The sequence below is a fragment of the Flavobacterium erciyesense genome, from assembly GCF_018069925.1.
GTDB classification, from domain to species: Bacteria; Bacteroidota; Bacteroidia; order Flavobacteriales; family Flavobacteriaceae; genus Flavobacterium; species Flavobacterium erciyesense.
The window spans coordinates 18,006-30,119 of record NZ_JAGPXB010000008.1; the positions used below are offsets into that span (position 1 = coordinate 18,006).

The window sequence follows — 12,114 nt, forward strand, 5'->3', positions numbered from 1 at the left end:
AGAAGCGCTAACAACAGCTTCTTTTTTTTTTAGGTAAAATTTGACTCATAGCAAGCATTTGTATTCCATTATAAGTATATTTATTTTTTAATACAGCCCTACCCGATTTTGAAGAAATTATTTTTAACCACACTTTGCCTCCTTGCTTTAATGCTACCCGCCCGAATGTTGGGACAACAGGAATCTAAAATAAAGCTCAATTGGCTTCCGGAACTCAAAAGTTTTGAAGTTAGTCAACAAATTAACTTTACAAATGAAACTAAAGACACTTTAAAATCGATTGTTTTAAACGATTGGAATCATGCGTATTCTAGTAAAACTACTCCGTTGGCCAAACGCTTTTCGGATGAATTTTACAGAGGATTTCATTTGGCAAAAGAAGAGGAACGCGGCAGTACTCAAAACCTAAACATTACCAACGCACAACATTTGTCACTTATTTGGCAGCGACCAGAGATCCATCCCGACTTAATCGAAGTTACGCTACTTCAGCCTTTGTTACCAGGAGAAAAAACAACACTATTACTGCGTTACAACAGTAAAATTCCGTATGATAAGTTCACCAAAGTAGGTTATAATGATACAGGTGGTGTTTATTTAAAAAACACTTTTTTGTATGTGGCACGCTATGAAAATCATGATTTTGTACGTTATAGCAATTACAATCTTGATGATACAGCCAATGCCATTACTGACTTAGAAGTTGTTATTGCTACGCCTAACAATTGGATAATTACTACCGATTTGAATGCTAATAAAGCAGCACAAGACCAAAACTCTATTTATCAAGGAACAGGTAAAAACAGAACTGATTTCACGCTCAGCCTTCAACCCAAAGCGAACTTTTACAGTTATAACAATGCTTTGGTTAATGTATGGACGGACTTAAAACAAAATAAAGTTGATGACATTCAGAAAGCCATAAGCGTAGACCGCATTGTTCAATTTACGCATTCTTTTTTAGGGAATTATCCGCAGCAAAATATAATGGTTGCTCAGGCCGATTACGATAAGAATCCGTTTTACGGATTAAATCAGTTGCCTTCGTTTTTAAGTCCGTTTCCAAATGAATTTTTATTTGAAATAAAATTTTTAAAAACCTATTTGAACAGTTTTTTAAAAAATAGTCTGCATCTTGATCCTAGAAAAGACAATTGGCTCTATGATGGTTTACAAGTATATTTAATGATGCAATACATTGAAAACTATTATACGGACAGTAAACTGATTGGTAGCTTAGCAAAGTTAAAATTATTGAAACCTTTTAGTCTAGCAGACGTAAATTTTAATGAGCAGTACAGTTATTTTTACATGCTTATGGCTCGCAAAAATTTAGATCAAGCACTTGGCGAACCTAAAAGTTCCTTGATAAAATTTAATGAGCAAATTGCTAACAAATACAAAGCTGGTTTGAGTATGAAATATTTAGACTCATACCTGCAAAACGATGTATTACGCAGCACAATACTTGAATTTTACCAAAATAATCAAACAAAAAATAGTACCAGAATTGATTTTGAAACCATTCTAAAAAGTAAAACTGCAAGTAATTTGGACTGGTTTTTTAATACCATTATCAACTCCAGATCGATTGTTGATTACAAGTTTAAAAACGTTTCATCAACCAAAGACAATATCACATTTTCGGTTAAAAATAAAACAGGAACACAAGTACCTGTGCCCATTTTTGGTTTAGCAAAAGGGAAAATTGTATATCAAAAATGGTTCGATATCAAAGCCTGTGACACTACAATGACAATCCCGAGGCAAGCTATTGACAAAATGGTCATTAATTTAAAAAATGAAGTTCCTGAATATAATTTACGGAACAATTGGTTTAAACTAAATGGTTTTTTCCCGAACAACAGACCTTTGAAATTTGCCTTTTTTAAAGATTTAGAGGATCCTTACTTTAATCAAATTTTGTTTTTACCTTCTATTTACTATAACTTCTATGACGGTTTAACTCCTGGTTTACGCTTGCATAACAAGACTATTTTAGACAAGCCGTTTACGTTTGATGTTAATCCGTCCTACTCAACAAAGTCGCAAAATTTGTCCGGTGCTGCTGCATTCGTGGTCAACCAAAATATGAGAAATAGTAATTTGTTTAATATAAAATATGGTCTAAGTGCCAACTACTTCAACTATGCACCAGATGCTAGTTATTTGCGCCTCAATACTTCGGTACAAATGCGTATTCGTGAACCAAATTTTAGAGACAACCGCAAACAATTTATCTTGCTACGTCAAATTAATGTAGATCGCGAAACGAGTGCTTTTGTTAACGATAATTCACCAAACAATTATTCAGTTCTTGATTTACGCTATAGCAACAACAAAACAGAGGTCACCAATCACATTAATTTTACTGCGGTAACCCAATTTTCAGGGAAATTTGGTAAAGCCACCGCGGAAGTTGAATTCAGAAAATTATATGAAAACAACCGCCAACTGAATTTGCGTTTGTATGCAGGACACTTTTTGTACAACAAAACCGATTCGGATTATTTTAGTTTCGCGCTAGATCGCCCGACTGATTATTTGTTTGATTACAATTATTTAGGACGATCTGAAAATAGTGGCTTATTCAGTCAACAATACATTATTGCCGAGGGCGGATTTAAGTCTAAATTAAACACGCCATTTGCCAACACTTTTTTAAGTAGTTTAAATGCTAGTGTGAGTATTTGGAATTGGATCGAAGTATATGGTGATGTCGGAATTTTAAAGAATCGAAGCCAAAAAGAACGCTTTGTTTTTGATAGCGGCATAAGATTAAACTTAGTTACAGACTATTTTGAACTCTATTTTCCGGTGTATTCAAGCAATGGTTGGGAGATCTCTTCAAATAATTATAGCGAAAAAGTACGTTTTATCGTAACATTTTCGCCTAAAACATTAATCAATCTTTTTAGCCGAAAATGGTTTTAATCGAAATTAATGAGTGCTTTTTATTGCGTAATTATCATTTTAAAAGCAATAAAATTACACATATAAAAAAAATAAGTTTCATTTTCTTAGAATAAATTGAAAAAATTAAAATCTATTTTCATCAAACTATTATGAAAAGAACTTGCTTTTCAGTAAATTTGCAGCTTAAAGTGATGCTTTTCAATTATGATAAAAGAAAAAACCAATAGTACGTTGACATTTGAAGATTTCAAAATCGAAGTTTTAAAGGACTACACCACCGCTATTATTAGCCGCGAATGCAGTTTATTAGGACGAAAAGAAGTATTGACAGGAAAAGCCAAATTTGGAATTTTTGGTGATGGAAAAGAAGTGCCGCAATTGGCTATGGCCAAAGCATTTCAAAACGGCGATTTTAGATCAGGTTACTATCGCGACCAAACTTTTATGATGGCTATTGGCGAATTGACCATGCAACAATTTTTTGCAGGTTTATATGGTCATACTGATATTGAACAAGATCCGATGTCAGCGGGTAGACAAATGGGCGGGCACTTTGCAACGCACAGTTTGAATGCTGATGGTTCTTGGAAAGACTTAACCAAACAAAAAAATTCAAGCTCAGATATATCTCCTACTGCGGGTCAAATGCCACGTTTGTTAGGTTTGGCGCAAGCATCTAAAATTTATAGAAATGTAAAAGGTATTCCAAACGCTGCTAATTTTTCGAATCAAGGAAATGAAATTGCTTGGGGAACCATAGGAAACGCAAGTACTTCTGAAGGATTATTTTTTGAAACGATCAACGCTGCCGGTGTTTTACAAGTACCCATGGTAATGAGTGTTTGGGATGATGAATACGGAATTTCGGTACATGCAAGACATCAGACCACCAAAGAAAATATTTCTGAAATATTAAAAGGATATCAGAAAGAAGAAGATACCAACGGCTACGAGATTCTTCGTGTAAAAGGATGGGATTATGCTGAGTTGATTACTACGTATCAAAAAGCGGCACAGATCGCAAGAGAAAACCATATTCCGGTATTAATTCACGTAAATGAACTAACACAACCTCAAGGACATTCTAGTTCAGGATCACACGAGCGTTACAAAAACAGCGATCGTTTGGCTTGGGAAAGAGAATTTGATTGTATCCGTCAAATGAGATTGTGGATGATTGCGATTAATATTGCTTCGCCAGAAGAAATTGATGCAATCGATGCTCAAGCTAAAAAAGACGTAATGGAAGCTAAAAAAGCAGCATGGAACGCCTTTTTAGAACCAATCATTGCCGATCAAAAAGCTTTAGTTTCACTATTGAATGAAATTGCGGCAACGAGCGCACATAAAGAAGCTATCACTAATTATGTAAATGAGTTAAACGCTATTAAATCTCCTTTGAAAAAAGAGATTTTAGTAACTGCTCGTAAAGTATTGCGTTTAATTACTGCTGAAAGTGGAAAAGCCGTTTTAGCAAATTGGATTACTGAATATACTCAAAAAGAACAAAAGAATTTTAGTAGCAATTTATTTTCAGAAACTGAAAAAAACGTTTTCTCAGCTCAAAAAGTATTGCCTGTTTATGCAGACGATGCCAAAGAAGATACTGATGGACGTATGATTTTGCGTGATAATTTTGATGCTATTTTTACAAAATATCCAGAAACTTTAATTTTTGGAGAAGATGCTGGAGCCATTGGTGACGTTAACCAAGGATTAGAAGGTATGCAAGAGAAATACGGTGAACTACGTGTTGCCGATGTTGGAATTCGCGAAGCAACCATTTTGGGTCAAGGTATTGGAATGGCTTTGCGTGGTTTACGCCCTATAGCTGAAATTCAGTATTTAGATTATTTATTGTACGCTATTCAAATCATGAGTGATGATTTGGCAACCCTGCAATACCGTACAGTTGGTAAACAAAAAGCACCACTAATTATTCGTACTCGTGGTCACCGTTTGGAAGGAATTTGGCATTCAGGTTCACCAATGGGCATGATCATTAATGCTGTTCGTGGAATTCATGTTTTGGTTCCGCGTAACATGACACAAGCTGCCGGTTTTTACAACAGTTTGTTAGAATGTGATGAGCCTGCATTGGTAATTGAGTGTTTGAATGGCTACCGATTGAAAGAAAAAATGCCTTCAAATTACGGTGAGTTTAAAACTCCAATTGGAGTAATCGAAACTTTAAAAACTGGAAATGACATTACACTTGTTTCTTACGGTTCTACTTTACGATTAGTGCAACAAGCTGCGAAAGAACTTAGTGAAGTAGGTATTGATTGTGAAATTATCGATTTACAATCTTTATTACCTTTTGATGTTAATCAAGACATAGTAAAGAGTATTCAAAAAACAAATCGTTTGTTAGTAATTGACGAAGATGTACCAGGTGGAGCTTCAGCTTTTATTTTACAACAAATTATAGAACAACAAGACGCTTACGCTTACCTAGACAGCAAGCCTCAAACACTTACTGCAAAAGCGCACCGTCCGGCTTACGGAACTGACGGTGATTATTTTTCGAAACCATCTGCCGAGGATATTTTTGAAAAAGTTTACGAAATGATGCACGAAAGCAATCCTGCACTTTATCCAAGTTTATACTAAGAATAATAAACTAATACCACAAAGTCCCAATTTGCTTGCTGTAGATTGGGACTTTTTTTTGATATCATTTAAAGTAAAACTATTTTTTAAAGCTAATAGTTACTTGAACAACAGTTAAATAAATAGGAGTTTCGAATTAAAGCTGTAATTTTAAAGAAAAACAAATCACATGGAAAAATTTGCATTATTAGCACGATTAGAAGCCAAACCTGGCAAAGAAGATGAAGTTGCAGCTTTCTTAAAAAGCGCCTTACCGTTAGTTCTTGATGAACCTGAAACCGTAAATTGGTACGGATGGCAAATTGGCTCTTCTACCTTTGGAATTTTTGATACTTTTGAAACCGAAGAAGGAAGAAAAGCGCATTTAGCTGGAAAAATCGCTGAGGCTTTAATGGCAAATGCTGGTACATTATTAGCACAAGATCCAGTTATCGAATTTGTAGATTTATTAGCTGTAAAATAGAAATACACTTGCTTTATTAGAGTAAATAGTTCAACTAAAACTAAAATCTGCAACAATAAAATCTAAATTAAATGTTATAATGCCAACGTAAATTTTTATGTTGGCATTTTTTATTTAAATTTAAACATTATAAAAAATAACGCATGAAAACCTTAGAATCCCTTTTTCAAGAATTAGATAACATCAAAGTAATCGACGCTTCAATTGATTACCAATATTACACTCCGCTAGACTTATCCCCTTCTAATACCGATTTAGAACACATTAAAGATAGTAACTCAACCGATTTTGAAATTTATATAGAAAACCTTTTGCAAAAGCGCAATGCCAAAGTAGCTTATGGTGGTTACAATGAAAAACGCAATTTGTACAAGCGAAGTGAAAAATTCAATGATGAAACTACTGATGAGCGCAACATACACCTTGGTTTAGATTTATGGATAAAAGCGGGAACTCCTGTTTTAGCGCCTTTAGACGGACACATTCATAGTTTCAATTACAATACCGGTTTAGGAGATTACGGGCCTACCATAATTTTAGAGCATCAAATTGAGGAACATAAATTTTATACGCTCTACGGGCATTTATCGTTAGAAAGTATTAATCATATTGCCATTGGCGATGCAGTTCAACAAGGAAATCAAATCGCTACTTTGGGCGATGCTAGTGTTAATGGTGATTATGCTCCGCACTTACATTTCCAAATTATTAAAGAAATCCCGAATGCATCAGGAGATTATCCAGGAGTATGCAATAGTAAAGATCTTCAGCATTTTTTAGAAAACTGTCCAGATCCTAATCTTTTACTTAAAATTTATTAAGATGAAAAAAATACTTGTATTGTGCGCTATTGTGCTCTTCATTGGTTGTAAAACAAAGCAAACAGCAGTTGTTCCAGAACTTAAAGAGGGCAAAAATGTCAAAATTGCAACCGCAGCATTAAATGACAATCAAAAAAATAAATCGTATGATTTGGGGAAGCGCGTTTTGATGACTTGTAACACCTCAAAATTCAAACCTTTCACTACTTCAGAAGCTACTGCCTCGGTAATTAAAAATACAACCGAAGCACGTTTAACAAAAACATGTACTCGGTTTAGGCAATATTATGGTTCTTTTATTGATTTGCAATTTGTTGAAGCTTACGTTAACAAAGCAGATCAAATTACTATTTACAGATACAAGGCTCATTATACCAAAAAAGTAGCCAATAAAGAACTACGCGTTAGTATGAATGCAGATAACAAAGTAACAGCCATAAAATCGCTAGATTGGGTAGATTATTTCCCAATTAATTAAAACTAATTTTAGATTATAAAATTACTTAAAAGAGAGGTCATAGACCTCTCTTTTTTTTTAATGCAACCTTACTATTTATTTGATTTTCTTTTTTGTTGTATGCCATTTCTAATTTTATTCCCAGCATCGAACTTAAGTCTTTACTGCCTTTTCTATACTCTAAATAAAAGTAGTAGAATTCATCGTATTACTTCATTAAAACTTATATAGTATTACAACTTATCAAGCGAATATATCTTTTTTGAGTATATTCTAGAAAATAACTTTTTGGCTGCTCACACCTCTATAAAATCGATGAAAAGACATTTTTTATCGTTTAAATGCGTTTTTTACAAGATTAAGTAAGAAATAAATGCTTTAAAATTTGGTTAGTAATAAAAGATAAATCATTTTTGTATTGTTTATATGCTACAATAAACAATACGCTGAAATATAATTCATTAGCAACATTTAATACAATAAATTTACTATTAACAACATTAAACAACAAAAACTATGAAAATTAAAAAACTACTTTATTGTTACATATCGTTTTTGGGCGATAGGTCAATTGCAAATCCCAAACGATTAACACCACGGCATTCACTAACCTGAAAAGAGGATATTCCCTTACTTTCTGCAAAGGAACATTGTCAACCTCACTTAAGATCCAATTAATAATCATTTATGTAAAAAACAACTAACATGAAATTTTTAAGATATTTATTAATTACTGTTGTACTCTGTAGTACTCATTTTGTGACTGGTCAAGGAATTAATTGGCAAAGTATCAGTCAAGGTACTGATTTAAGTTACCAATCTGTAACATATGGTAACGGTCTTTACGTGGCTGTAGCTACTAATGGATTAGGTAAGCGCGTAGCTACTAGTCCTGATGGCGCTACCTGGACAATGCGCAATAGCGCAGCTGATAATGGTTGGACATCGGTAACCTTCGGAAATGGAGTTTTTGTGGCAGTGGCTAATTCTGGAACTGCAGGAAGCCGTGCAATGACTAGCCCTGATGGGATTAACTGGACCTTGAGAAATACTCCGGCCGATAATCAATGGAATTCGGTTACTTATGGCAATGGACTATTTGTGGCAGTAGCAAGTTCAGGAACAGGCAATAGAGTCATGACCAGTCCTGACGGTATTACTTGGACTACAAGAAACTCTGCAGTAGACAATAACTGGAGGTCTGTCACTTATGGTAACGAGTTATTTGTAGCAGTTGCAAACTTTGGTGATAGTAACCGAGTTATGACCAGTACTGATGGGATTACCTGGACCAGCAGTATAGCAGCAGCTAATAATGAATGGCAATCTGTTACCTACGGCAATGGGCTTTTTGTAGCAGTTGCAACCTTTGGCACTACTAACCGAGTAATGACTAGTTCAGATGGTATCACTTGGACTTTACAGACGCCAACAACTAATTCTTCGTGGAGTTCAGTTACTTACGGAAACGGCTTATTTGTGGCTGTAGCATATAATGGTACAAGCGATGGCGTTATGACCAGCCCTGACGGAATCACCTGGACCTCAAGAACGGCATTACCATTAAATTATTGGCGTTCAATTACCTATAGTAACGGCCGATTTGTAGCAGTTGCAGAGTTTGGTTCTGGTAATCGCATAATGAGTAGTACCGATGGGATTAACTGGACTGCAATCAATACTGCAGCAGTTAATCAATGGCGTTCAATAACTTATGGCAACGGACTGTTTGTAGCAGTAGCCTCGAGTGGAACTGGAAATCGTGTCATGACTAGCCCTGATGGAATCACTTGGACTCCTAGAGTATCTGCAGTAGATAATAATTGGCACTCTGTGACATATGGTAACGGAATGTTTGTAGCAGTAGCTAATACTGGAATTAATAATTTTGTAATAACTAGTCCCGATGGTATTAACTGGACACCAAGAGACGCAGCAGCAAATAATCTATGGACTTCTGTAACCTATGGAAATGAAATGTTTGTTGCAGTTTCAAGTAATGGCGCAAGCAATCAAGTTATGACTAGTACCGATGGCATTACATGGACCAGTAGAACCACTCCTGGAAATAATAGATGGCAATCTGTTACTTATGGCAATGGTCTTTTTGTAGCTGTTGCAATCAGTGGAATAAATAATCGTGTGATGACTAGTAATGATGGTATCAACTGGACAATTAGAACCTCTGCAACAAATAGTTCATGGCAATCTATAACCTATGGTAACGGATTATTTGTGGCGGTTACAAATAGTGGTGGCAACAATGTAATGACAAGCCCCAATGGAATCGATTGGACCTCAAGAAATGGTGCTTCAACTAATTCATGGCGATCGGTATGTTATGGTAACGGCCTTTTTGTTGCAGTCGCATCAGCATCTGCCACAAATGATCGAATAATGACAAGCCCTGATGGTATTAACTGGACATCCAGAACTTCTCCAGCAAGTAACGGTTGGTATGGTGTAACCTACGGCAATGACAGGTTTGTTGCGGTGTCAATTACTGGTGAAAATAATAGTGTAATGGTTTCTGGCTGTGCACAACCTGCTGTACCAACGGCAGCTACTCAATCCTTTTGTAGCAGTGCAAATCCTACTGTAGCTAATTTAGTAGCTACAGGCCAAGATATAAAATGGTACGCAACAGAGACTGGTACAACGGTGTTAACATCAAGCACTGCTCTTAGCTCGGGTACTTATTATGCCACACAAACGATCGACAATTGCGAAAGTCCTCGTACAGCAGTTGTAGTAACCGTCGCCAATTGCGCCGCCACTTGGACTGGTGCAGTAAATAACTCGTGGTCTACAGCAGGTAATTGGTCAAACAACCTTGTTCCAGACGGTAGTTTAGATATTGAAATTCCTTCAGGTAATCTTGTTTTAGATGTAGCGTATACCGTACCTGCAACAAAATCAGTAACAGTTTCGGGAACGGGAACCTTAACAATAGCTCCAACTGCAAGTATAACCGTTGAAGGTACATTAGCTTTAAACGATCGTCCAGTTACTTTAAAATCAGATGCGACAGGATCTGCTGTTATAGGTCAGGTAACTGGTTTAGTAACAGGGGCTACGAATGTTACCGTAGAACGCTACATTCCACAAGGCAAAAGAGCATTCCGTTTTTTAAGTCCTGGCGTAACAACTACCAATTTTATCAGCAACAACTGGCAATTGGGTACACATATTACAGGTTCTTCAACTGGAGCCAATGGTTTTGATGCCACCACAACAGGAAGTGCATCGCTGTTTACCTATAATAACAATCAAGCCACCGGAAGTGGTTGGAGCGCTGCAACCTCTACCAATGCGACTAATTTGCAAGCTGGACAAGGCTATCGCATTTTGGTACGTGGAGACCGTAATGTAAATATCAACACCAACTCTGCTCCAACTATGAATGCAGCAGTAACACTTAGAGCAACAGGTACTTTAACTACGGGACCTGTAATTTTTGGTAGTGCATCGGCAATTGCTTTAAATGCTACTAGCAATTTGGTAACAAACGGTTATAGCTTAGTAGGTAACCCTTATGTAAATACCGTAGATTGGAATGCGTTGACTAAAGTAGGATTAACAGATTCTTATTACGTATGGGATCCTAATATGGGAACTGCTACACAAAGAGGACGCTATGTAGTTTACAATACTTTGAGTGGTTCAAGTAATAACGCCTCAGGGGTTAACCAATACATCCAGCCTGGTCAAGCCTTTTTTGTACAAAACAGTATAGTAGGAGTTGCTGGAACCCTTACTTTTCAAGAAATCAACAAAGTGGGTGCAGCTAACTTAACTCCTGTTTTTAGAACGAAACAAAACCCAATAGCAAAACTGAACTTGAGCGTATACGAAACAAGTGAATTGACAGCAGGTGGATTCCCAATCGATGCAACTGTTGCTGTTTTCGATGCTGCTTTTAACAGTGCAATTGATAATGCAGATGTTACCAAACTAAGCACTGGAATTGAGAATATTTCAATTGCTAATAATAGTAAAATGTGGGCTATTGACGCTCGTGGACCTGTTAGCGAGAAAGACGAAGTAATTTTGAATTTACAAGATTTTCAAGCGAATAAAAACTACAGTTTCCGCACACAGTTTTCAAATTTTGATCCAGCAGTAAGTCCGTTTTTGGTAGATACTTTTTTAGGAACTACAACTCCTTTAACAACTAACGCAACTACTGATATTAGTTTTGTTACTACTGCAAGTACAGCTTCATACAAAAGTGATCGTTTTAAAATCACATTCCAAAACAAAACATTGGGCAATGATGATTTTATAGCAGAGCAAGTTGTATTGTATCCAAACCCAGTTACAAACAATCAATTTAGCTTAACGCTACCTACAATGATGCAAGGCGCGTTACAAGTACAATTAATCAACGTAACAGGACAATTGGTATACAAACTAGAAACAGAGGCCAAACCTATGCTGAATGTAATGCTTAACAAAGAGCTACCTCAAGGAGTTTATTTTGTAAAAATTAGCAATCAAGGAATGAACTTAACTAAAAAAATTACTATCAAATAAGGATTCACTTATTTAAATTAAGACCCATCATGAAACTAAAAAGTCGTTTACATACATTAGCAACTGCGGCGTTATTAATATGTCCTGCCTACACCCTACTTGCACAAGAAGAATTTCCTGAGGATGTACAAGACGTACCCGCTGCACCCATAGACAACTTGATTGTAATGGCGCTAGTTCTTGCAGTTTGTTTTGCTTTTTATTTTATAAAAAAAACCAATCAAACCAAGGCTAAAATTAATTAATTAGATTGCTAACATATTTATCTAAACGGCCCAAAATCATCTGATTTTGGGCCGTTATAGTTT

Annotated in this window: 7 protein-coding genes; all 7 read left to right on the forward strand. The window is 35.9% G+C overall.

Annotation, left to right across the window (positions count from 1 at the left end):
* Positions 1-108: 108 nt before the first annotated feature.
* The 7 genes from KBJ98_RS09715 (at position 109) to KBJ98_RS09745 (ending at position 12,051) form a co-directional block, all read left to right on the forward strand.
* A complete protein-coding gene (locus KBJ98_RS09715) occupies positions 109-2,934 on the forward strand; it encodes a gluzincin family metallopeptidase (protein ID WP_317192491.1) in 2,826 nt (941 codons plus the stop codon).
* Positions 2,935-3,120: 186 nt separating this feature from the next.
* Complete coding sequence (locus tag KBJ98_RS09720; protein WP_210790095.1) at positions 3,121-5,529, forward strand: alpha-ketoacid dehydrogenase subunit alpha/beta; 2,409 nt, start codon at positions 3,121-3,123, stop codon at positions 5,527-5,529.
* 169 nt (positions 5,530-5,698) lie between these two features.
* On the forward strand, positions 5,699-5,992 hold the full coding sequence (locus KBJ98_RS09725) for a putative quinol monooxygenase (RefSeq protein WP_210790097.1): 294 nt from the start codon (positions 5,699-5,701) through the stop codon (positions 5,990-5,992).
* 143 nt (positions 5,993-6,135) lie between these two features.
* A complete protein-coding gene (locus KBJ98_RS09730) occupies positions 6,136-6,813 on the forward strand; it encodes a peptidoglycan DD-metalloendopeptidase family protein (protein ID WP_210790099.1) in 678 nt (225 codons plus the stop codon).
* A 1-nt stretch (position 6,814) separates the two neighbouring features.
* On the forward strand, positions 6,815-7,291 hold the full coding sequence (locus tag KBJ98_RS09735) for a hypothetical protein (RefSeq protein ID WP_210790102.1): 477 nt from the start codon (positions 6,815-6,817) through the stop codon (positions 7,289-7,291).
* Positions 7,292-7,975: 684 nt separating this feature from the next.
* Positions 7,976-11,806 (forward strand): T9SS type A sorting domain-containing protein, encoded by a 3,831-nt coding sequence (locus KBJ98_RS09740; protein ID WP_210790105.1) that lies wholly within the window; start codon positions 7,976-7,978, stop codon positions 11,804-11,806.
* Between the two features lie 29 nt (positions 11,807-11,835).
* Positions 11,836-12,051 carry a hypothetical protein gene (locus KBJ98_RS09745; RefSeq protein ID WP_210790108.1) on the forward strand — a complete coding sequence of 72 codons (216 nt, stop codon included), beginning with the start codon at positions 11,836-11,838 and terminating at the stop codon, positions 12,049-12,051.
* Positions 12,052-12,114 lie beyond the last annotated feature (63 nt).

Excerpts from the sequence above, each read along its gene's own strand:
- KBJ98_RS09720 (WP_210790095.1), top strand. The coding sequence starts at position 3,121 with ATGATAAAAGAAAAAACCAATAGTACGTTGACATTTGAAGATTTCAAA.
- KBJ98_RS09725 (WP_210790097.1), top strand. The coding sequence starts at position 5,699 with ATGGAAAAATTTGCATTATTAGCACGATTAGAAGCCAAACCTGGCAAA.
- KBJ98_RS09730 (WP_210790099.1), top strand. The coding sequence starts at position 6,136 with ATGAAAACCTTAGAATCCCTTTTTCAAGAATTAGATAACATCAAAGTA.
- KBJ98_RS09735 (WP_210790102.1), top strand. The coding sequence starts at position 6,815 with ATGAAAAAAATACTTGTATTGTGCGCTATTGTGCTCTTCATTGGTTGT.
- KBJ98_RS09740 (WP_210790105.1), top strand. The coding sequence starts at position 7,976 with ATGAAATTTTTAAGATATTTATTAATTACTGTTGTACTCTGTAGTACT.
- KBJ98_RS09745 (WP_210790108.1), top strand. The coding sequence starts at position 11,836 with ATGAAACTAAAAAGTCGTTTACATACATTAGCAACTGCGGCGTTATTA.